Below are 21689 nucleotides of genomic sequence, written 5' to 3' on the forward strand. Positions count from 1 at the left end.
AGAGGATGCCCTCGGGCATGAGTGAGACATCGGTGTCGGCCGAGGACTTCGAGTTCATCCGCCGGCAGGTCCGCACCTTCATCCGGTCCACGGTCGTGCCGCGCGAGAACGAGATCATGCGCGACGACGCCATCCCGGACGACCTCCGCACCGCGGCCGCGGAGATGGGCCTGTTCGGCTACGCCATCCCCGAGGAGTGGGGCGGGCTCGGCCTGGACCTCACCCAGGACGTCGAGCTGGCCATGGAGTTCGGCTACACCACGCTCTCGCTGCGCTCGATGTTCGGCACCAACAACGGCATCGCCGGCCAGGTGCTCGTCGGGTTCGGCACGGACGAGCAGAAGAAGCAGTGGCTCGAGCGGATCGCGAGCGGGAAGGTCATCGCATCGTTCGCGCTGACCGAGCCGGGCGCGGGATCCAACCCCGCTGGCCTCCGCACCCGTGCCCGGCGCGACGGAGCTGATTGGGTGATCGACGGGCGGAAGCAGTACATCACCAACGCCCCCATCGCCGACCTCTTCATCACCTTCGCCCGCACCGCGGACCCACAGCCCGGCAACCCCGGTATCGCAGTGTTCCTCGTTCCCGCCGACGCTGCTGGCGTCGAGGTCGCACCGAAGGACGCCAAGATGGGCCAGGAAGGCGCCTGGACCTCCGACGTCGCCTTCGACGGGGTACGGGTCCCCGCCGATGCGCTCATCGGCGGCGAGGAGGCTGCCGGCTACCGCGCGGCCATGACCTCCCTCGCCCGAGGCCGCGTGCACATCGCCGCGCTCGCCGTCGGCACCGCCCAGCGCGCGCTCGACGAGTCGATCACCTACGCCGCCCACACCAAGCAGGGCAGCGACCGCATCGGCGACTTCCAGCTCGTCCAGGCCATGCTCGCCGACCAACAGGCCGGAGTGCTCGCGGGCCGCGCGATGGTCCGCGAGACCGCCCGCGCATACGTCAGCGGCGAGGACCGGCGGATCGCGCCGTCGGCGACGAAGCTGTTCTGCACCGAGATGGTCGGCCGCGTCGCCGATCTCGCCGTGCAGGTCCACGGCGGCGCCGGCTACATGAAGGAGATCCCCGTGGAGCGCATCTACCGCGACGTCCGCCTCCTGCGCCTCTACGAGGGCACCAGCGAGATCCAGCGCCTCATCGTCGGTGCCGGCCTGGTCCGCGCCGAGCTCGCGAAGTCGTGAGCGCCTCGACTCTGCCACTCGCCGGTGTCACGGTCGTCGCGCTCGAACAGGCCGTGGCCGGACCGCTCGCCACTCGGCACCTCGCCGATCTCGGCGCGCGCGTCATCAAGATCGAGCGGCCCGGTGAAGGCGATTTCGCCCGCAACTACGACCACGCAGTCAATGGCCTCGCCTCGCACTTCGTGTGGCTCAACCGCGGCAAGGAGTCCCTGGCCGTCGACCTCAAGTCGCCGTCGGGCCGTCGGGTCGTCGGCGAGCTGATCGCCCGGGCCGACGTGTTCCTGCACAACACCGCCCCCGGCGTCGTCGAACGCCTCGGCCTGGACGGCGACACGCTCCGCAGCGCCGATCCCCGGCTGGTCGTCGTGAACATCTCCGGCTACGGATCCAGCGGTCCGCGCAGGGACCGCAAGGCCTACGACATGCTGATCCAGGCCGAGTCGGGGATGGTCTCGGTCACCGGCACGCCGGAGACACCGACCAAGACCGGCGTGCCCAGCGCCGACATCGCAGCCGGCCTCTACGCCGCCATGTCCGTGCTCGGTGCACTCGTGCGCCGCGGGACCACCGGCGATGGCGCGAACATCGACGTGTCGCTGTTCGACTCCGCCGTGGAGTGGATGGGCCACCCGCTCTACATGCAGCTCTACGGCGGACGGCAGATCCCGCGCATGGGCCTGAGCCACGCCGCGATCGCCCCGTACGACGCCTACCCCACCGCCGACGGCCAGATCCTCATCGGCGTGCAGAACGACCGCGGCTGGCGAGCGCTGGTCACCGACGTCTTCGACGCGCCGCAGCACGCCGACGACCCGAGGTTCGCCACCAACGTCGCCCGGGTGGCTCACCGCGCCGACTGCGACGCCCTGGTATCCGGGTACACCCGGACCTGGACGACGGCCGACCTGGACACCCAGCTCGCCAAGGTCGGCATCCCCGCCGCGCAGGTCAACGACACCGCCGACGTCCTGCAGCACCCGCAGCTGGCCGAGCGCGACCGATGGCGCGACGTCGCGACCGAGGCCGGCCACATCCGCGCGATCCTGCCACCGATGATCTTCCGTGACGTCGAGCTGCCGATGGGCCCCGTCCCGGCGCTCGGCGAGCACAACGACGCCATCCTCGCCGAGCTCGGACTGACCGGCGTTGACTTCCAGCCACATCCGAAGGAACGACCTGATGCCTGACACCACCCTCGCCGCCCAGCGCGTCGCCGTCGTCACCGGCGCCGCCCGATCACGGAGTCCCAATCCGTGTCCGACTGTCGTCCACCTCGACACTGGGCAACCGTGGCCAGGCCAACTACGCCACCGCGAAGGCCGGCATCCAGTGCTTCACCAAGACGCTCGCGATCGAACTGGGCCGCTTCGGCATCACGGCCAACTGCATCGCGCCCGGCTTCATCGCCAGCGACATGACGAAGGCGACCGCGGAACGCATCGGCGTGCCGTGGGAGCAGTACGTGCAGGACCGTGCCGCCGCCATTCCGGTGCAGCGGGCCGGGCACGTCGACGACATCGCCAACACTGTGGCCTTCTTCGTCGATGAGCGCGCCGGCTTCGTCTCCGGCCAGGTCATCGACGTCGCCGGCGGGCCGCGGGCGTAGCGAGCGTCGATCAACCGCCGTCCGACTGGGTGTAGCCGATGAACGGTGTCATGTAGACGGACCCGAACCCGTCCAGGATCTCCTTGGCTGCGGGATCCGGCCAGCCGTACACGACGAACCCGTCGATCGAGAGCAGCGCGGTGAACTCCGCGGCGAACTGCGAGAACGTGTCCTGGACGTGCGCAACGAGGGCTTCGGAGTCGCGGTAGCTCTCGAAGATGTGCACGACCGTGTGGTCGGCGTTGATGCTGTAGTCGTAGGCGTTGCTACCCGGCTCCTGTCGGGTGGCTTCGACGAGCGGTGCGAGCATGGCCACGACCGCGTCGTAGCTCTGCGGCTCGACCGACGCCGTGACGATCCAGTAGATCTCGTCGCGCACGGGTTGATTCCTTCCACTCCTGAGCGGGATTCAGTACTCACTGCCGGTCGAGGACTTCCTCCAGCGTGCGGCAGGTGACCTCCTCGTCCGGTCCTGATCCACCGAACGCTAGGTCCGCAACGGCTGCGCGATTGTTCGGATTCGGGACGTTATCCGTGATCGGACGCCGCATCGGCTACAACGGTGTCTCGCTCCTCCCCCGACGCGAGAGGCATCGTTGCCGTGAGTCTCGACATCGACGCAGTGCTGGCCGAGCTGACCCTGGCGGAGAAGGCGTCGCTGACGTCGGGTTCGTCCTTCTGGTACACCGCACCGGTCGAGCGGCTCGGGATCCCGAGGATCATGGTCTCGGACGGCCCGCACGGGCTCCGCGTGCAACCCGGCGAGGGCGACCACGTCGGCCTGGGCGGGAGCCTCCCGGCGACGTGCTTCCCGACCGCGTCGGCGGTCGCGTCGTCGTGGAACCCGGACCTGATGCGTCGTATCGGCGAAGCGCTCGGGCAGGAGGCACGCGCCTGCAACCTCTCGGTGGTGCTCGGGCCGGGGATCAACATGAAGCGCTCGCCGCTGTGCGGGCGCAACTTCGAGTACCTCTCCGAGGACCCGTTCCTGGCCGGTGAGCTGGGCCTCGGCATCGTCGAGGGCATCCAGTCAAGCGGGGTCGGGACCTCGGTCAAGCACTACGCGGCCAACAACCAGGAGACCGACCGGCAGCGGGTCGACGTGCAGGTCGACGAGCGGACGCTGCGCGAGATCTACCTGCCGGCGTTCGAGCGCATCGTGACGGCCGGGAAGCCGTGGACGGTCATGTGCTCGTACAACAAGGTCAACGGGGTCTCGGCGTCGGAGAACTCCTGGCTGCTCACCACGGTGCTGCGCGACGAGTTCGGGTTCGACGGGCTGGTGGTGTCGGACTGGGGTGCGGTCTACGATCGCGTGCCTGCCGTCCGGGCGGGACTCGACCTCGAGATGCCGCCGAACCTGCCCCGCAGCCCCGACCAGATCGTCGCGGCAGTCCGCGCGGGCGAGCTCGAGGAGCAGGTCCTCGACAGCCGGGTCCGTGCCGTGCTCGACCTGGTGCGCAAGGGCATGGGAGTGCTCGATCTCGACGAGGACTTCGACGCCGACGCCCACCACGCACTGGCGCGGGCTGCGGCGGCCGAGTCGGTGGTGCTGTTGAAGAACGAGGGGGCACTGCTCCCCCTGGCGCCCACGACGCGGGTCGCGGTGATCGGCGAGTTCGCCCGCACCCCGCGGTTGCAGGGTGCCGGCAGCTCCCAGGTGGCACCGACCCGCGTCGAGACCGCACTCGACGAACTCACCACCGCGTTCGCCGACGTCACCTTCGCGCCCGCCTACACGATCGGCGGCGCACCCGCCGACGACGCCGCGCTGCGCGACCAGGCGGCGAGCGCGGCGGCCTCCGCGGATGCCGCCGTGATGCTGATCGGGCTCCCTCCCGCCGACGAGTCAGAGGGTTTCGACCGCACCCACACGCGCCTGCCCGCCACTCAGCTCCAGGCCCTGCGCGCCGTCGCGGCGGCCAACCCCGACGTCGTCGTCGTCCTCGTGAACGGCTCCACCGTCGAGCTCGGCGACGTCGTGCCGCACGCACGAGCCCTGGTCGAGGCGTGGCTGGGCGGCCAGGCCGCCGGCGGAGCGATCGCCGACGTCGTGTCCGGTGCGGCCAACCCGTCGGGCCGGTTGGCCGAGACCGTCCCGCACCGGCTGCAGGACACCAGCTCGTACCTGAACTTCCCCGGGGACTCGCAGGTCGTGCGCTACGGCGAGGGGCTGTTCATCGGCTACCGCGGCTATGACGCCACGCAGACCGACGTCGCCTTCCCGTTCGGCTTCGGCCTGTCCTACACGACCTTCGCCCTGTCCGACCTGCACGTCGCCGTCTCGGGATCGGTCGCCGAGGGGAACCTCGCCGCCGAGGTCACGGTCACGGTCACCAACACCGGGGCCGTCACCGGAGCCGAGGTCGTCCAGGTCTACGTCCGGGACGTCGAGTCGACCGTCGCCCGCCCGGTGCGCGAGCTCAAGGGGTTCGCCAAGGTGCACCTGGAACCGGGCGAGTCCCGCCAGGCCGCGGTCGCGCTCGACCAACGGGCGTTCTCCTTCTGGTCCGACCTGCTCCGGCGCTGGGTGGTGGAAGCGGGCAAGTTCGCCGTCGAGGTCGGCCCGCACTCGCGAGACCTCCCGCTCAGCCACGTCATCGGCATCGACGCACCCTCGATCGCCCCACCACTCACCACCGGATCGACGCTGGTCGAGTGGCTGGCCGATGCCCGCGGGCGCGCACTGATCGAGGAGGCCGTCGCCGCCGGGCAGCCCGACCCGACTCGTGACCCGGAGCTGCTGGCGGTCATCGGTTCCATGCCCATGTCCGCGCTCGCGGCGTTCGACGGGATGAGCCTCGACCACGACGCGCTCGACGAGCTCGTCGAGCGCCGGCACGCGCAGGCGTGAGCGCGCGCCGGCGCGCCGGACTCAGGTGGCGGTGGTGAAGAACGTGTCGGGCAGCTGCCCGCCGTACCAGACGATGGCCTTCTCGATGGCCGCGCCGTCCCAGATGATCGGCTGCCAGTCCGGCCCGTGGATCGGGTACCCGCCGGAGAACAGCTCCACGCGGTTGCCGCCGGGCTCGAAGACGTAGATGAAGAACGCCTGGGTCAGGCCGTGCTTTCCTGGACCGGCATCGATCGGGGTGCCTTCCTCGACGAAGATGTCCGCTGCGCGCAACAGGGTCTCCGGGGTGTCGAGGTAGTAGGCGACGTGGTGCAGGCGCCCGCGCTCGCCGAGGCCGTCGCGCATGATCGCCAGGTCGTGCACCTGCGAGGTCACCGACATCCAGACGCCGATGTCACCCTCGGGCGTCCGCGCTGCTTCGCGCAGCTTGAAGCCCAGCACGTCGGTGTACCAGTCGCGGGCCTCGTCGACGTTCTGCGCGGTGATGTTGAGGTGGTCGAGGCGGCGGGCGCCGATGCCCGGTGTGGGGAACTTGCCCGGCTGGCTCAGCAGCTGTGACGGGTCGGCCGGGGCGTAGCGCTCGAAGTCGTAGAACAGCTCGGTGCGGTGGCCGAACGGGCCGGTGAAGCTGACCGTGTCGCCCTGGGCGAACGACGTCCCGCCCGCCTGCCGGGTGTGGGCGACGCCCTTGTCGGCGAACCGGCGCGCCCAACCCTCCACCTGGTCGGGCTCGGCGACCTGCCAGGCCATGTGTCCGAGGCCCGGTTCCTTCGCCTCGGTCAGGATGGTCGAGTAGCGCCCCCACTCGCCGGCAGCACGCAGGTACACGGACTGGCCCTCGCGGTGGGTCTCGTGCAGGCCGAGCACGCGGGTGAAGAAGTCGAGGGACTCATCGGGCTTGGGCGTGAGGACCTCGACGTGGTGCAGGTTGTGCACACGGGGCGTGCTGACCTCGAGGTACTGGGGGCTCGAGGTCTGGGGCTGGGTCGCGGTGGACACCTGAGGGTCTCCTTCTCCTGGGGTGCTGGGGGCGTGCGACATCGACCCGGGTGCCGCGGTGCGGGCCGGGTGTGGGTGCGGGGTCGATCGGTTGGCTAGATCCAGCCGGCGACAAACTCTTTGGTGAGCTCTTCCATCGCGCTGACCTGCAGCGGGAGCGCGGTGGGGGTCGAGCTGCGGGTGCTGTGCCCAGCGGTGTTCAAACCGTCACCGCGGCGGTGGAAGGAGCCGCCGTAGAACAACAGCGGCTCGTTCTCCCGGATGGCGATGTCCTCGACGCGGCCGAGGTACAAGACGTGATCGCCCCCGTCGTAGGAGCGCCACGGCGTGCACTCGATCGTCGCGTGGGTGTGCCGCAGCCGTGGCGCGTGCCGGCCGCCGTCCCACTCGATGACCGCTGCGGCGTCGGGCCTTCCGGCGAACGTCATCGCGACACCGATCTGGCGGGCCGACAGCACGTTCACGGCGAACGGCCGGTCCGGCAGCAAGGGGCAGGCCTTCGCGGTGCGGGCGATCGAGACGAGGACCAGCGGTGGATCGAGGGACACGGAACTGAACGCGTTGACCGTCGCGCCGCGGGGCTGGCCCTCGTGGGCGTAGCTGACGACGGTGACCCCCGTGGCGAACCGACCGAGGCACGACCGCAGCTTCGCGGGTTCGATCACGTCTGCGGTGATCTCCGTGCTGGTCTCCGGGGCCTCCTGCGTCGGTTCGGTGGGATCGGTCATGGAGGTTCTCTCCTTCGTCGGACGAACCTGTCGAGGTGGGGGATCAACCGACCTGGGCTCCGCCGGCTCCGTCGCTCGGACCCATGTCGACGTGGACCGTCGGTGACTTCTCCGGCTGCGCCAGGCTGATCATGTCGACGCGGTGCAGCCGCGTTGCGGTCTCGAGCCGTTTGCGGTCCCTGGCCCGGATCGCCTCGAGGATCTGACCGTGGACGCGCAGGTTGTGATCGATGGTGGCCTCGTGCCCGCTGGTCCAGGCCGCCCGGACCAGGGCGCCGGTCAGAACGGTGACGAGGCTGTCGTAGATGGAGGTCAGCACGGTCACCCCGGTGGAACGGGCGATCGCGCGGTGGAACTCCACGTTGGCCTCGAAGAAGCCGCGGGGGTCCTCCGCGGAGTTGTTCATCCGCTGCAGTGCGCGCTCCATGGCGATGTGGTCGTGCGGAGAGGAGTTCTGCAGAGCGAGGTTGTTGAACATCTCCTCGAGCAGCGTGCGGGACTCGAAGATGTCCAGGGGTGGCACGGTCAGGCCCTGGAACCACAGGTCGAGCGCTCCGAGGCGGACCCCGGGTGGCTGGTCGGCGGTGAAGACGCCGCCGTTGGGTCCCGGTTTGACGGTGATCAGCTCGCGGTCGCGCAGCAGCCGCAGTGCCTCGTTCATGACGCCGGGGCTGACCTCGAACCGGCCGATCAGCTCGGTGCGCAGGCCCAGCCGGGTCCCGGCGGGATAACCGGCGCGCAGGATCTCCATCTCCAGCCTGGCCGCGACGTCCTCGGCGCGCGACGCCGCGACGCGTCCCGTTCTGACATCCGTCTCCTTGGCCACCTGAGCACCTCCATGCGATCCACGGCCAACCGGTACCGGGTCCGCCGGCGACAGTGTCGCGGTTGCGGACGGGACCCGGGCCATCACCCACTCATGAACGGGTGGTGTTCCCGAACGCGCGGACGTCGTCGTTGTTGATCAGGTCCGGTGCGGTCCAGCCGTTGAGGTCGTACTCGGCGAGACACTTGTCGACCATGGCCTGGTAGCCGGCGATCTGACCGGTCTGCACCTGCCCCAGGTAGGCCTCGATGCGCAGGTTCTCGTGGTTGCCCGAGTAGTTGCGCTCGTAGAGCTCGTGGCGTCCGCCGAACTCCGAGCCGATGGCGTCCCAGATCAGCTTCATCAGCTTGACCCGGTCCTCGGCCGAGCGGCCGGCCGAGCCGCGCACGAACTGGTCGAGGTAGGGGCGCAGCTCCGGGTTCATCCAGTCCGCTGAACTGGACGGTAGGTAGATCAGCGCGCTGGCGACGTCCTGCTCGAAGATCTCTTTCGCCCGCGGGTACGCCTGGGTCATCATCAGCCGGTACACCGACGCCGAGTCGGGATTGGGCACGCACGTGCCGTCGGCCCACTGCGCCGGGTTGTCGACCATCGAGTCCACGCACGTCCAGAAGAGGTTGCGCAGGCACACCAGCTCACCGATGCGCGTCTGGACGCCGCGGAAGTTCGAGGTGCCGGTCATCTCCAGCGCCTTGGTGAACAGCCCGACCAGGAAGTCGAACTTGACCGCGAGCCGGACGCAGCCGTGCAGCATCGCCCGGAAGACGAAGCCCGAGCCGGCGAAGAAGTTGTTCGCCTTGTCGACGTCGTAGCAGAACACGCTGTCCCACGGGACCAGCACGCGATCCATGATCAGGATCGAGTCGTTCTCGTCGAGCCGGCTCGAGAGCGGGTAGTCGAACGGGCTGCCGGTCGTGGCCGCGTTCAGTTCGTAGGACGTGCGGCAGATCAGCTTCAGTCCGGGGGTGTTCATCGGCACCATGAAGATCGCCGAGAACTCCTTGGACTTGACGGGCAGCGGCCCGTAGTTGCCGACGAAGTTGTAGTGGGTCAGTGCCGAGTTGGTGGCCACGACCTTCGCCCCGGAGACGATGAGCCCTTCGTCTGTCTCCTCGACCACCCGCATGAACACGTCACCGGCGGCCTCCATCCCGAGGTCACGGTCGACGGGCGGGTTGATGATCGCGTGGTTGATGTAGAGCAGTCGCTCCTGCGCCTCGACGTACCACCGCTTCGCGTTGTCCTGGAAGGGCGCGTAGAACTCCGTGTGCGAGCCCAGTGTCGACAGGAACGACGCCTTGTAGTCGGGGCTGCGGCCCAGCCAGCCGTAGGTCATCCGCGCCCAGATCGCCGACCCCTCCGCTCCGGCGCGCAGCTCGGCCGGGGAGTACGGCGCCTTGTAGAAGGGGTGCGTGAACCCGCCGTTGCCGGTGTCGGTCGGCACGGCGAGGGTGCCCTCGTTGGCCGGGTCGTGCATGGCGTCGTAGAGGCGGGCGACCATCCGCGCGGTGTTGCGGAACGCGGGATGGGTGGCCACGTTCTCCACCCGCTCGCCGTGGATCCACACCTCGCGGCCGTCGTTCAGGCTCTCCAGGTACTCGGCGCCGGTGAAGGGACGGCGGGCGTTCTCGCCCGACGTCCCGATGGACGACTCGCTGACCGTCTGCGTCACTGCAGCACTTCCTTCGTGGGAGATCGATGTCCCGCGCAGGCCTGCTCACGGCCCGGCCGGGGGAACTGGTCGACGGGAAGTTTTGGAATCTTTCATGAAGATATCCAGGCGTGACGCGGACGTCAACCATCGTTCTAGCTGCGGGTTCATGAGTCCCACCTGAGAAGCCGTGACTTCATCATGGCAAAAGTTCTTGGTAGCGTGCTCTCAATGTCCGGCGGACCAGTCGCCGTCAGCACCCCACGGAGGTCATCGATGACGAGGACCGTGACCGATTCGAACCCCGAGATCGGGCGGAGCGTTGTGGCCGCCGGGATCCGCACGAACTACCACGACCACGGCAGCGGAGCGCCGGTCCTCCTGGTGCACGGTTCCGGCCCGGGCGTCTCGGCGTGGGCGAACTGGCGCGGGGTGCTCCCGGCACTCGCCCGGGACCGACGCGTCGTCGCGCCGGACGTTGTGGGCTTCGGGTACACCGACCGGCCCGCCGACTTCGTGTTCTCCCACCGGACCTGGGTCGACCACATAGTCGGTTTCCTCGACGCCCTCGAGCTGCCGAACGTGTCGGTCGTGGGCAACAGCTTCGGCGGCGCGCTCGCCCTCCGCCTGGCGGATCAGCACCCCGACCGCGTGGACCGGCTCGTGCTCATGGGCAGCGTGGGGACGCGGTTCGAGATCACCCCGGGGCTCGACGCCGTGTGGGGCTACCGACCGTCCGTCGCGAACATGGCCGAGTTGCTCGCACTCTTCGCGTTCGACCAGTCGCTGCTGGGGCCCGATCTTGCCCGGTTGCGCTACGAGGCGTCGATCCGGCCGGGCGTACAGGAGTCGTACGCGGCGATGTTCCCACCGCCGCGCCAGGCCGGCGTCGACGCGTTCGCGCTACCCGACGCGGCGCTGCAGGCACTCCCGCACGAGACCCTGATCGTGCACGGCCGCGACGACCGGGTGATCCCGGTGGCGTCGTCCATCAGGCTCAACGAGCTGATCCCGCAGTCACAGCTGCACGTGTTCAACCGGTGCGGGCACTGGACCCAGATCGAGAAGGCCACCGAGTTCGTGCACCTGCTCGACGGGTTCCTGCCCTCCTGATGCCCCGCTCGTCGTCGAGTCGTGGGGCGCTACTGCACCCGCCCGGTCGCGGACTGCTCCGCCGGCTGTCCCGCAGCCGTCAGGGACGGGCCGGGGATCGCCTCGGTCTCGGCCGAGAGCGCCCGCACCTCGCTCTTGAGGACCCGAGTGGACTGACCGACGGACCGGGCGATGTCGGGGAGCCTCTCGGCGCCGAAGAGCACCACCAGCACGCCGATCACGATCAGCCAGTGGGTCGGGCTCATCGCACCCATGCCGAGCCCTCCTCCAGCAGTCCGTGCGCCGCGGCGACCGCGCCGCAGGTGGCGGCCAGGCCGAACTCGCCGGCGCCGCCGGGCTCGGGCGCCTCCGAGTCCTCGATCACGACGATGTTCATCTCCGGCGGGGTGTTCCACTGCCGGGTGTAGAAGTAGTTGTCCCAGCAGGCTTCCACGAAGTGCCCGGCATCGAGGTGCATGCCCGCGGTCAGCGTCATCGCGAGCGCGTCGTTGATCCCGCCCATCATCTGCGCCTCGACCCCGCGGGGATTGATCACCAGTCCGACGTCGACGACGAACGTCACCTTGGTGACCCGCGGGCCGGTGCGCGCTCTCCGGCCGACAGTCGATCTCCACGACGCAGACGGACACACCCTTCATCGCGACGTGCATCGCGATGCCCTGTGCGGTGCCGGCAGGCATCGACCTGCCCCGGTCGGCCTCCTTGGCGGCGCGCTCGAGCGCGTTCCGCCACTGGGTTTGCGTGGTGTAGGCCGCCCTGAACTCGTACGGGTCCTTGCCCATCTTCGCGGCGATCTGGTCGACGATCAGTTCCCTGGCCGTCACGACGTCGGGTGCGTACACATCGCGCACTGCCGAGGTGTGGAACCGCATGTCGACCTCGTTGAGCAGCCGGGTCGACATGCCGAAGTTGTAGGGCGCCAGGTTCGCCAGCTCGAACTGGATCTGGGACAGCGTCAGGTTCCCTCCGGGCAGCTTCGCCGCTGCCGCGGTGATCGCCTCACCGAACCCGGGGTTGAGCTCCATCGCGACGCCGGTGTGGCGCTGCTCGAAGCTGAGCACCGAGTCCTTGGTGATCTGGGCCCGTACGCGGGACATGGCCATCGGGTGGGTGCGGCCCTGGCGGGAGTCGTCGGCGCGGGTCCACATCAGCTTGACCGGCTTGCCCATCTTCTGCGACATCTGCGCGGCCTCGAGTGCGGCGTCGAAGAGGAGCTTGCGGCCGCAGCCGATACCACCTCAACAGTGGCGCCGACCATTCAAGCTGCCGCTCATGGGCGTTGCAGATCAGGAACGCACGTTGGATCAGTGTCAGAACTGGCCGACCCCTCGCCGTCATGCCCGGTGCAGCGGGCAGAGACGCCGGGCAGAAGGCGCCGCCTGTCAGCGGCGGTGATGGCTCAGAGCCAGCGCGGCAGCGTGGGCCGGTCGTCGCGAGGGAATCGTCCGGTGAGCCAGCCTGCGAGATCGGCGGCAGTCCCCGTGATCGACCCACCGGGATCGGCTCCACCGAGCGACCACGTCCGATCGCGATCGGTCGGCGCGAGCCGGAGCGAGGGGCACCCGTCCTTGGTCGACAGGGCAGCGGTGACGTCGTCGAGCAGGAGATCGACGACGCCGGGCGGCAGGTCGGTCATGGTTGCGTCGGTACCCAGATCGACGGCGTGTAGCCAGACCTCACGGATCCGCATCCACGGCACCTCGGCGGCCGGGATGGAGCGGCCCAGCGCGCTGCGGACCTCCGCCTGCCACTGCTCTGTCGTGAGCTCGGCCAACGCGTCGTCGAGCAGCCCCGCGGTGCGGAGGAGGTCGTCGCGAAGCGTCGATGGCGGCAGTGTCGCCGATCGCTCGATCTCGGCCGACCGTTGCTCCCGGTCCGCGTACATCGGCGTCTCGACACCGGTTCGCGCCCAGTTCGCGAGCCTGGCGAGCGCCTCGGCGTTGCGGGCGACGTGCCCGATCACGTGGGCCCTCGTCCATCCCGGCAGCGCGCTCGGAGATCGGAGGTCGTCATTGCCGAGCTTGTCGACGACGGCGAGCAGGCGGGCGGTGCCCTCGCGCATCCAGGGCAGCGTCGTGGCCGTGTCGTGCCGGCCCGTCACGCCGATGCCCCGCTGAGGCGGTCGGCGATGTCGGCCCGCAGGGCCTTCTTGTCGATCTTCCCGACCTTCGTGGCGGCGAGTTCGTCGACGAGGACGAGATGCTCGGGCAGCTTGAACCGGGCGACGCCGATGGCGTCCATGGCGTCGCGGATCTCCTCCAGCGTGACCGTCGCGCCCGGCCGGGGCACAACATAGAGGCAGACCCGCTCCCCCAGCTGCTGATCCGGCATCGCCACGGCCGCGACCTGCGCCACCGATGGGAGCTGGTAGACGAGGTTCTCGACCTCCTCGGCGGAGATCTTCTCCCCACCGCGGTTGATCATGTCCTTGTCCCGACCCTCGACGATCAGGTTGCACTCGGGCGTGCGCCGGCAGATGTCACCGGAGCGGTACCAGCCGTCCGCGGTGAAGGCCCGGGCGTTCTGTTCGGCCGCCTTGTAGTACCCGCGCGGGGTGTACGGGCCGCGAGTGAGGAGCGAGCCGGGCTCACCCTCGGGCACGTCGCGGTCCAGCTCGTCGACGAGTCGGACCTCGTCGTCCGGACACATCGGACGACCCTGCGTCGTGCAGATGACGTCGTCCGGGTCGTCGAGGCGGGTGTAGTTGAGCAGCCCCTCGGCCATGCCGAACACCTGCTGCAGCGTGCACCCCAGCACCGGCCCGACCCGGCGAGCCAGCTCGTCGGCCAAGCGCGCACCACCGACCTGCAGCACTCGCAGCGAAGCCAGCTCACCTGCGCCGTGCTCACCCGCATGATCGAGCCAGCGGCTCGCGACCGCCGGGACGACCGCGGTGTGCGTGACACCCTCGGCGGCGATCGTGGCGACCGCGCGCGCGGGCTCCGGCGAGGGCAGGGTGACGACCGTGCCTCCGGCCAGCAGCGTCCCCAGGATTCCGGGGCACGCCAGCGGGAAGTTGTGTCCGGCCGGGAGGCTCACCAGGTAGACCGTGTCGGCGTCGACGCCGGAGACCTCGGCGCTGTGCCGGGCGTTGTAGGCGTAGTCGTCGTGGGTGCGGGCGATCAGCTTCGGCAGCCCGGTCGTCCCGCCGGAGAGCAGGAAAACCGCGACGTCTCTGCTGTCGGGGTGGGCCGCATCGGTGGCGGGACCGGCCGCGCACAGCGCCCGCAGGTCGACGCTCCCGGTCGCGACGTCGTCGCCGGCGACCAGGACGTGCCAGGGCCCGCCGGTGATCTCCCGGACGTCGTCGGCGAGCTCGTGGGCGAGCGCCTGGTGGTCGAAGTCGCGCATCCGGTCAGGGACGGCGATCGCGGTGGCCTCGGCGTGGCGGGCGAGGTAGGCCAGCTCGGTGCGGCGGTGGGCAGGCAGCGCCATCACCGGAACGATCCCGACGCGCAGGCAGGCCAGCGTCAGGACCACGAACTCCCACCCGTTGCCCAGTTGCACGACGATCCGGTCGCCGCGGCGCATCCCGAGGTCGAGCAGCCGGCCCGCCGCTGCGTCGGCGCGGTCGGCCAGCTCCCGATGGCTCAGCCGCAGGCCGTCCGCGGCGTCGACGAGGGCCGGCGCATCGCCGTGCCTGTCGGCGACGTCGCGCAGCAGCGTGCTCAGGTCGAGCCCGGCCCAGTAGCCGCGCTCGCGGTAGGTCGCCGCGACGGCCTCCGGCCACGGGACGGTGTGGTCAGTGATCGGGGTGGGCATCGTCGGCCTCCCTGGCGGCGGAGCGGGTGATGACGACGGCGTCGAGTGCGACGAGGCCGTCGGCGGTGAGTCGGAGCGGGTTGATCTCGATCTCCTCGAGATCCGGGTTGGCGACGAGCAGATCACCGAGACGGGCGGCGACCGAGCCGAGCTGGGCCGGGTCGAGCACCGGACTGCCGCGCCACCCCTCGAGCAGGGCGCGTCCGGCCAGTTCCTGCGGCATCTCCGCGGCCACATCGGGTCCGACCGGAGCCAGCCTGATGGCGACGTCGGCGAGCGCCTCAGCTGTCGTCCCGCCGAGACCGAGCAGCAGCATCGGTCCGAAGACCGGGTCGCGGCGGGCGCCGAGGACCAGGTCGACACCGTCGGTTGCCATCGCCTCGACGAGGTAGCGACGCGCGCCGGCAGCGTCGAGCCGATCGAGGGCCGTGTCGAGCGCCTCCGCTCCGGTGATCCCGAGGTGGACACCGCCCACCTCGGTCTTGTGCAGGATCTCGGCGTCGAGGATCTTGACCGCCACCCGGCCGCCGAGCTCGGCGAGAGCGGCATGGGCCTCGGCGCGATCCGCGCAGGCCCGGCGGGCCGGGGTGGCGATGCCGAGCCGGTCGAGCAGGGACTTCGCCTGGTCCTCGTCGTGCGCGCCGGCGATCCCGCCGGGAACGCGCTGCGCGGGTGGGGTGGGTCGGGCCCGTACCTGGGCCCGGGCATCGGCGAGCAGTGCGCCGACCGCCGCCGCCACTCCTCGCGGCTCTGTGGCCACCGCGATCCCGGCCTCGAGCAGCGCCAGCCGGGACGAGACGACGTCCGGCCCGGCCCCGCCGAGGCCGACGACCACCGGCACGCCCGGGATACGGGAGTCCCGGACCGCGGCGACGATGTCGACGGCATCCGGTTCGTGCAGGGCGTACGCGGCGATCAGGTCGACCTGCGGATCGCGGGCGACGGTGCGGAAGACCTCGCCCAGCTCGGGTCCCGGCCGCCCGGTGTCGACCGGGTTGGCCTGGTAGGTCAGCGGCGGCAGCAGGGTCGCGAGCGTGGTCCGGGTGTCCTCGGTCAGCTCCGGGACGCGGGCCTGCCGGCCGCGCAGATCGTCGAGCAGGAGGAGCCCCGGCCCGGCCTGTGCCGTGACGATGCCGACGCCGGGGTCGTGGGCCGGACGCGCGCGCGTCACCGACAGCGCCCCGACGGCGTCGACGAGCTCGCGCTCGTCGTCCACGAGGACCGCGCCGGCCTGCGCCAGTGCCGCCCGGGTGGTGCGCCACGACGTGGCGAGCGCCCCGGTGTGCGAGGCAGCGAACGCGCTGACGTCGTGGCGTCCGACGACGAGCGCGACGACGGGCGTGGTCGCGGTGAGCCTGCGCACGGCCGCGACGAGCCGCGGCCCGTCGGACACCGATTCGACGTGCAGCGCCACGGCTCCGGTGTGCGGATCGGTCGCCAGGTGGTCCAGCACGTCCGGGGCGGACACGTCGACCCCGTTGCCGATACCGACGGCGATGCTGATGCCGTGCCCCGCCTCAGACAGCAGGAACGACAGGGCGTGGTTCACACCGCCGCTGGCCGCGACGACCGCGACCCGGCCCGGCCGGACCTGCGCGACACCGGGCACGAAGCTGGCCGTGACGCCGGCGTGCGGGGCCAGGAAACCGCTGGTGTTCGGCCCGAGCAGGCGGATCCCCGTGCGGGCGACGATCTCGGCGACGGCGTCCTGGTACCCGACCCCGGGTCCACCCGCCTCGGCGAAGCCACCCCCGCAGATCACCGCGGCGCCCACCCCGGCCTGCGCGGCCGCGGCCAGCACGTCGGGGCAGGCCGCGGCGGGCACGCAGATCATCGCGAGGTCGACCGGTCCGGCGGCCGCGGCGGCCGCGACGGTGGGGTGCATGGAGTCGTCGCGAGCGTTGACCAGTGCGAGGTGACCACCCCGAGCGGCGAAGCCACTGAGGGATCGGGCGAGGGTCGCGCCGAGCTTGCCGGGTTTCCGGGACGCTCCGACGACCGCGATCCCCCGCGGCGCGAACAGGGCCGAGAGCCCGGCCTGCGTCTCAGACCGGTCGACGGTGCTGGTCATGCCGGAACCCCCACGAGATCGGCCCGGCCGGAGAGGACGGTCGTCAGCGCGCGGTCGCGGCCCACGGCACCGTCGGCGTCCGCGTCGGGGTCGACGAGCAGGGCGGGCAGGTGTTCGTGCAATCGGGCTTGCTCGCACAGCAACGTCCGGGTCAGGGCCGTACCCCCGTGGACCGCGACGAGCACCGGCGGGACCGGCCGCGTCACGAGGTCGGCGAGCTGCACGAACACGTCGGGCAGGCCCGACTCCGAATCCGGGGCGACCAGGGTCGCTCCCCATGGCCCGTCCCGGTCGCCACCCAGCGGCAGCGAGCCGGCGACCTCGGTAGGCACTCCGCCCTCCGTCGTCACGGTCACCAGCCGGCCCGGCACCGCCCACCCGTTGCGCTCGAACGGGGTCTCGAGCGGCTCGGAACCGTGGGTGTCGACCCATCCCCGGTGGCTCGCGGCCACGAAGTCCGGCGCCCGCCGGGCGAGGCGCGCGTCGGTGATGCTGCGTGAGAGGAAGTGGTAGGCGAACTGCCACGGCTCGAAGGCGTCGTGGTAGCGGCCGAAGTGCTCCCACCAGGCCAGACTCGGCCGGGCGGAGTCCTGGATCTTCCGCACCGACGGCTGCGCGGCCGCCTCGTAGGCCGCCAGCGCTGCCGCGAGATCACCCGGGTGGGCCGTCAGGGCCGCCGACAGCGCGACCGCGTCCTCCATCGCCATCTTCGTTCCCGATCCGACGGAGAAGTGCGCGGTGTGCACGGCGTCGCCCAGTAACGCGACCGGTCGCGGCGAGAGCGTGTGCCACTGCCGGGTCCGCCGGGTGCGGAAGTTGCCCCACCGGGAGTTGTTCGTCAGGAGGCGCTTGCCGTCGATCTGGTCGGCGAACAGCTTCTCCAGGTACTCCTTGGTGACCATGTCGCTGGCCCCGGGCGGCTGGGAGACGTCGAACTCGTCGAGCCCGGCGTGACGCCACGATGCCTCGTCGGTCTCCACGATGAAGGTCGAGACCGAGTCCGAGATCGGGTAGCCGTGCACGGCGAACACCCCGTCGGGGCTGCGCTCGTGCACGAACGTCAGCCCGTCGAACAGGTAGTCGGTGCCGAACCAGATGAACTTCGCCGTTGCCGTGTCCACCTCGACGCCCAGGTCGGCGTCGAGCTCGTCGCGGATCCGGGAGCCGCTGCCGTCGGCGGCCACGACCAGGTCGTAGTCGGTCAGCTCGTCGAGGGTGACCTCGGTGGAGAACCGCAGCTCGGCGCCGACGTCGCGGGCGCGGGCCTGCATCAGCGCGAGCAGGGTCTTGCGCACGATCGCCGCCATGCCGTTGCCGCCGCAGCGCAGGCGCTCCCCCTTGAGCCGGACCTCGATCTCGTCCCAGTGCCGACCGTGCTCGGTCAGCGCCTGGCGCAGCACGGGATCGGCCTCGTGGATGCCCGCCAGGGTGCGGTCGGAGAACACGACCCCGAAGCCGAACGTGTCGTCGGCCTTGTTGCGCTCGAAGACGGTGACCTCGACGGCCGGATCGGCCCGCTTGATCAGGGTGGCGAAGAAGAGCCCGCCGGGCCCACCTCCCGCGACGGCGACGCGCACGGCTCAGGCCCCCTTGACCAGCGTGTTGCGCTGCTCGCCAAGACCCTCTACGCGGGTGACCAGCCGGGAGCCCTCGACGAGGTAGCGCGGGGGCTTGCGGGCGTGCCCGACCCCACCGGGGGTACCGGTGGCGATGAGGTCGCCGGGCACCAGCGTGATCAGCTGCGAGATGTAGGCGACGAGATCGACCGGGGAGAAGACCAGGTCGGCTGTGTCGGCCTTCTGCACGATGTCGCCGTCGACCTCGCAGGAGATCTCGCCGGGCGCGCCCTCGTCGACGACCAGCCAGGGCCCGACGGGGGTGCTGCGCTCGAAGGTCTTGCCCTGCAGCCACTGCACGGAGCGGTACTGGAAGTCCCGGCCGGTCACGTCGTTGACGACCGTGTAACCCGCGATCGCGGCCTCGGCCTCCTCCCGGGAGGCGTGGCGCACCTCGGCGCCGATCACCACGCCCAGCTCGGCCTCCCAGTCCACTTCCTGCGAGCCGGCGGGCAGCTCGACCGGGTCGTACGCGCCGACCAGTGCGCGGGCGAACTTCGCGAACAGCGTCGGGTACTCGGGCAGCTCGCGGCCCATCTCCAGGATGTGGCTGCGGTAGTTCAGACCGACGCAGAACACCTTCTCCGGCCGCGGGACCAAGGTGGCGTAGTCCAGACCGGCCAGGTCGTGGCGCGGACCGTCGGCGGCAGCCGCGGCCTCCTTCCAGCCAGGACGGGCCAGGAACTCGCCGAGGTCGGCGGCGCCGAGCTCGACGGCTGCATCGGCGTCGATGCGGACGGCTGCGGTACCGCCGGAGTTGCGGATGGTCGCGAGCTTCACGCGCGGTCCTCTCGTGTGGTGCGGGCGAGGCCGAGGGCCTCGAAGACGGGTTCGTCGGAGAAGCGGAAGGCGTCGAGCCCGGAGTCGGTGTCGAAGGCGAGACCGGCCCAGGACGGGACGCAGAACAGGTCGCCCTTGCCGACCTCGTACTGCTCGTCGCCGACCGTCACGAGGCCGGAGCCGGAGAAGATCTGCCACACCGACGAGCCGGCCGTGCGGGTCAGCGGCGTGCGGGTGCCCGCCCGCAGGCGGTGCATCTCGCAGCGCATGGTGGACAGGCAGTCCCCCGCCGTCGCGGGGTTGGTGAACCGGACGACGGCGTGACCGGGGGCGACGACTCCGGGGTGCCCTTCCCGCTCCAGTTCGAGCTGAGCCGTCAGCGCAGCGTCGGTGTGCTCCCAGCGGTAGGCCATCAGCGGTGATGCCTTCGACGCGGGAGCCCCGACCGGGGTGAGTCCGGGATGGCCCCACAGCCGCTCGTTGCGGGAGACGGCCGGGGTCTCGGTCGTGGAGAGCACGTCCGGGCCGAACTCGAAGAAGCCGGCGTCGATCGTGCGGACGAGCGGGATGTCGAGCCCGTCGATCCAGGCCATGGGGTGGTCGGTCGTGTTGTGGTGCTCGTGGAAGTGCATACCCGGCGTGAGCAGCAGGTCCCCGCGCCGCATCGCGACGGGATCGCCCTCGACGTTGGTCCAGACACCTTCGCCCTCGACCACGAACCTGAAGGCCGTCTGGGTGTGGCGGTGCGCGGGTGCCTCCTCGCGCGGGCCGAGGTACTGGATCGCGGCCCACAACGTCGGGGTGGCGTAGGCGGTGCCGGGCAGGCCGGGGTTCGCCAGCGCGATCGCCCGCCGCTCCCCGCCACGGCCGACCGGTACCAGCTCACCCGCGCGCTCGGCCAGCGGCAGCAGCGTCGACCAGCGCCACAGGAACGGCACCGAGTCCGGCCGCGGGCTCGTCGGCATCAGCCCGCCGATCTGGGTCCACAGCGGCTTCATGTGCGCGGCGTCGAACGCGGCGTACAGCTCGTCGAGCTGCGCCTGCTCCTGCGGGGTGATCGCGTTGTCCTGCGGGACGGTCGAGGTCATACGGTCGTCTCCTCCTTCGTCGTTCCCGAGGTCGTCGGGCTGTGGTGCGGTTGCGCGGGTCCGCGCCGTGGGACGAGTGCGATCAGCAGCGCTCCGATCAGCGCCGGTACCGCGAACCCGTAGAAGTTCCACTGGAAGCCGATGCCCGAGGCCAGCACCCACCCGCCGAACAGCGGCCCGACGATCGCGCCGGCCCGGCCGACGCCGAGAGCCCAGCCGAGTGCGGTGGCCCGGATCGCGGCGGGGTGGTGCACCGCCACGTACCCGTTGACCAGGATCTGCGTGCCGACGCTGCCCAGACCGGCGACCGCGACGGCCACGAACAGCAACCCGGTGTCGACCCGCTGGCTGAGCACCAGCAGGCACGCCGTGGCGAGCAGGAACGCCCCGACAGTGACCGGCTTCGAGCCGAAGCGGTCAGCCAACGCCGAGGCCGCGATGCCCCCGACGATGGCGCCGAGGTTGAGCACGAGCAGGAACGTCAGTGCCGATCCGAGCGGGTAGCCGGCCTGGCGCATGATCTGCGGCAGCCAGGTGTTGAGGCCGTAGACCAGCAGGAGCCCGCAGAAGCTCGCCGCACCGAACAGCAGCGTCGACGCGCGCAGGCCGGGACGGAAGAGGGCACGCGGCCCGGCCGAACCACGCGCCGAGGCGCGCTCGGCCTGCAGGCCTGGCAGGTCGACGCCGTATCGGGTCGCAAGTGCCGCCGCCTCACCGTCGCGACCCTTCGCCAGCAGGAAACCGACGGACTCGGGCAGGAACCGCCAGGCCAGTGGCAGCACGATCAGCAGGGGCGCGCCGCCGATGGCGAGCAGCAGCCGCCATGGGTGGTCCGCCACCAGCAGCAGGGCGAGGACCGCGGCGAGCACGCCGCCCACCGAGTAGCCCACGAACATCAGCGCGTTGTAGAGCTGCCGCCGGCCACGCGGGGCGTACTCGACGGTCAGCGCGATCGCGGACGGGATCACTCCACCCAGGCCGAGGCCCGCGAGGAACCGGAGGACACCGAGCGTGGTCGGGTTCGGCGCGAACGCGCAGGCGACCATCAGCACGGAGAACGCGGTGATGCCGATGAGCATGATGCGGCGACGGCCGATGGCGTCGGTGATGGCTCCCGCTGTCAACGCGCCGACGAGCATCCCGGCGAGCGCGTAGCTGCCGATGGCTCCCACCTGGGCGGGTCCCAGGTTCCAGCCGGGCTCGGCGAGCAGGCTGGGCACGATCGAGCCGTAGACGATCAGGTCGTAGCCGTCGAAGACGATCGTCAGGAAGCACAACGCGACCACGGTGAACCCGGATCGGGAGACCGAACTTGTCGTCTGTGACACGAGCACCACGCTCCTCGTCGGAGACACGCCGCCGCCATGGCGCGCACCTCGACAAGTTACAACAGTATTGCGCCGGTCGT

The 21689-nt window shown here is 70.8% G+C and carries 18 protein-coding genes and 1 pseudogene; 5 read left to right on the forward strand and 14 right to left on the reverse strand.

The features are described from left to right. Positions 1 to 17: 17 nt before the first annotated feature. The 3 genes and pseudogenes from ACFPFQ_RS02760 to ACFPFQ_RS02770 form a co-directional block, all read left to right on the forward strand. Positions 18 to 1187 carry an acyl-CoA dehydrogenase family protein gene (locus ACFPFQ_RS02760; protein ID WP_379614388.1) on the forward strand — a complete coding sequence of 390 codons (1170 nt, stop codon included), beginning with the start codon at positions 18 to 20 and terminating at the stop codon, positions 1185 to 1187. Then, positions 1184 to 2374 carry a CaiB/BaiF CoA transferase family protein gene (locus tag ACFPFQ_RS02765; RefSeq protein WP_379614390.1) on the forward strand — a complete coding sequence of 397 codons (1191 nt, stop codon included), beginning with the start codon at positions 1184 to 1186 and terminating at the stop codon, positions 2372 to 2374. The genes ACFPFQ_RS02760 and ACFPFQ_RS02765 overlap by 4 nt, the downstream gene beginning before the upstream one ends. A 68-nt stretch (positions 2375 to 2442) precedes the next feature. Then, positions 2443 to 2793: pseudogene (locus ACFPFQ_RS02770) on the forward strand (SDR family oxidoreductase); the annotation flags it as partial. 10 nt (positions 2794 to 2803) lie between these two features. On the opposite strand, the gene ACFPFQ_RS02775 reads toward ACFPFQ_RS02770, so the two are convergent. Then, positions 2804 to 3172 (reverse strand): putative quinol monooxygenase, encoded by a 369-nt coding sequence (locus tag ACFPFQ_RS02775; protein ID WP_379614392.1) that lies wholly within the window; start codon positions 3170 to 3172, stop codon positions 2804 to 2806. Positions 3173 to 3394: 222 nt separating this feature from the next. On the opposite strand from ACFPFQ_RS02775, the gene ACFPFQ_RS02780 reads away from it, so the two are divergent. After that, the gene (locus tag ACFPFQ_RS02780; protein WP_379614394.1) at positions 3395 to 5647 is read left to right on the forward strand and encodes a glycoside hydrolase family 3 C-terminal domain-containing protein; all 2253 of its coding nucleotides are present in this window, start codon (positions 3395 to 3397) and stop codon (positions 5645 to 5647) included. Between the two features lie 21 nt (positions 5648 to 5668). Here ACFPFQ_RS02780 and ACFPFQ_RS02785 read toward each other — a convergent pair whose 3' ends face one another. The 4 genes from ACFPFQ_RS02785 to ACFPFQ_RS02800 all read right to left on the reverse strand — a co-directional run bounded on the left by ACFPFQ_RS02785 (position 5669) and on the right by ACFPFQ_RS02800 (position 9872). Next, positions 5669 to 6646 carry a catechol 2,3-dioxygenase gene (locus tag ACFPFQ_RS02785; protein WP_379614396.1) on the reverse strand — a complete coding sequence of 326 codons (978 nt, stop codon included), beginning with the start codon at positions 6644 to 6646 and terminating at the stop codon, positions 5669 to 5671. Between the two features lie 95 nt (positions 6647 to 6741). Beyond that, entirely contained in the window at positions 6742 to 7374 is a 633-nt protein-coding gene (locus tag ACFPFQ_RS02790) for a flavin reductase family protein (RefSeq protein ID WP_379614398.1), read from the reverse strand. Between the two features lie 43 nt (positions 7375 to 7417). Further along, positions 7418 to 8200 carry a FadR/GntR family transcriptional regulator gene (locus ACFPFQ_RS02795; RefSeq protein WP_379614400.1) on the reverse strand — a complete coding sequence of 261 codons (783 nt, stop codon included), beginning with the start codon at positions 8198 to 8200 and terminating at the stop codon, positions 7418 to 7420. Positions 8201 to 8291: 91 nt separating this feature from the next. Next, positions 8292 to 9872, reverse strand: a complete 1581-nt coding sequence (locus ACFPFQ_RS02800) for a 4-hydroxyphenylacetate 3-hydroxylase family protein (RefSeq protein WP_379614402.1) — start codon at positions 9870 to 9872, stop codon at positions 8292 to 8294. A gap of 255 nt (positions 9873 to 10127) precedes the next feature. Here ACFPFQ_RS02800 and ACFPFQ_RS02805 point away from each other — a divergent pair, with 255 nt between their 5' ends. Beyond that, entirely contained in the window at positions 10128 to 10964 is an 837-nt protein-coding gene (locus ACFPFQ_RS02805) for an alpha/beta fold hydrolase (protein WP_379614404.1), read from the forward strand. 29 nt (positions 10965 to 10993) lie between these two features. Here the strand turns inward: ACFPFQ_RS02805 and tatA are convergent, their stop codons facing one another. From tatA to ACFPFQ_RS02850, 9 genes are all read right to left on the reverse strand, one after another. Continuing rightward, positions 10994 to 11218: a Sec-independent protein translocase subunit TatA gene (gene tatA, locus ACFPFQ_RS02810; RefSeq protein ID WP_379614406.1), complete on the reverse strand. Its 225-nt coding sequence runs from the start codon at positions 11216 to 11218 to the stop codon at positions 10994 to 10996. Next, entirely contained in the window at positions 11206 to 11526 is a 321-nt protein-coding gene (locus tag ACFPFQ_RS02815; protein WP_379614408.1) for a hypothetical protein, read from the reverse strand. Before ACFPFQ_RS02815 ends, tatA begins: the two co-directional genes overlap by 13 nt. An 837-nt stretch (positions 11527 to 12363) precedes the next feature. Continuing rightward, positions 12364 to 13026 carry a maleylpyruvate isomerase family mycothiol-dependent enzyme gene (locus tag ACFPFQ_RS02820; protein WP_379614410.1) on the reverse strand — a complete coding sequence of 221 codons (663 nt, stop codon included), beginning with the start codon at positions 13024 to 13026 and terminating at the stop codon, positions 12364 to 12366. Between the two features lie 35 nt (positions 13027 to 13061). Continuing rightward, positions 13062 to 14726: a (2,3-dihydroxybenzoyl)adenylate synthase gene (locus ACFPFQ_RS02825; protein ID WP_379614412.1), complete on the reverse strand. Its 1665-nt coding sequence runs from the start codon at positions 14724 to 14726 to the stop codon at positions 13062 to 13064. Beyond that, entirely contained in the window at positions 14707 to 16797 is a 2091-nt protein-coding gene (locus ACFPFQ_RS02830; protein ID WP_379614414.1) for an acetate--CoA ligase family protein, read from the reverse strand. The genes ACFPFQ_RS02825 and ACFPFQ_RS02830 overlap by 20 nt, the downstream gene beginning before the upstream one ends. Then, entirely contained in the window at positions 16794 to 18374 is a 1581-nt protein-coding gene (locus ACFPFQ_RS02835; protein WP_379614416.1) for an FAD-dependent monooxygenase, read from the reverse strand. Before ACFPFQ_RS02835 ends, ACFPFQ_RS02830 begins: the two co-directional genes overlap by 4 nt. Positions 18375 to 18377: 3 nt before the next feature. Further along, positions 18378 to 19193, reverse strand: coding sequence for a fumarylacetoacetate hydrolase family protein (locus ACFPFQ_RS02840; protein ID WP_379614418.1), 816 nt, complete (start codon positions 19191 to 19193; stop codon positions 18378 to 18380). Then, complete coding sequence (locus tag ACFPFQ_RS02845; protein WP_379614420.1) at positions 19190 to 20281, reverse strand: cupin domain-containing protein; 1092 nt, start codon at positions 20279 to 20281, stop codon at positions 19190 to 19192. The genes ACFPFQ_RS02840 and ACFPFQ_RS02845 overlap by 4 nt, the downstream gene beginning before the upstream one ends. After that, positions 20278 to 21609, reverse strand: a complete 1332-nt coding sequence (locus tag ACFPFQ_RS02850) for an MFS transporter (RefSeq protein ID WP_379614422.1) — start codon at positions 21607 to 21609, stop codon at positions 20278 to 20280. The genes ACFPFQ_RS02845 and ACFPFQ_RS02850 overlap by 4 nt, the downstream gene beginning before the upstream one ends. Positions 21610 to 21689 lie beyond the last annotated feature (80 nt).

The organism is Pseudonocardia sp. GCM10023141 (genome assembly GCF_042653605.1).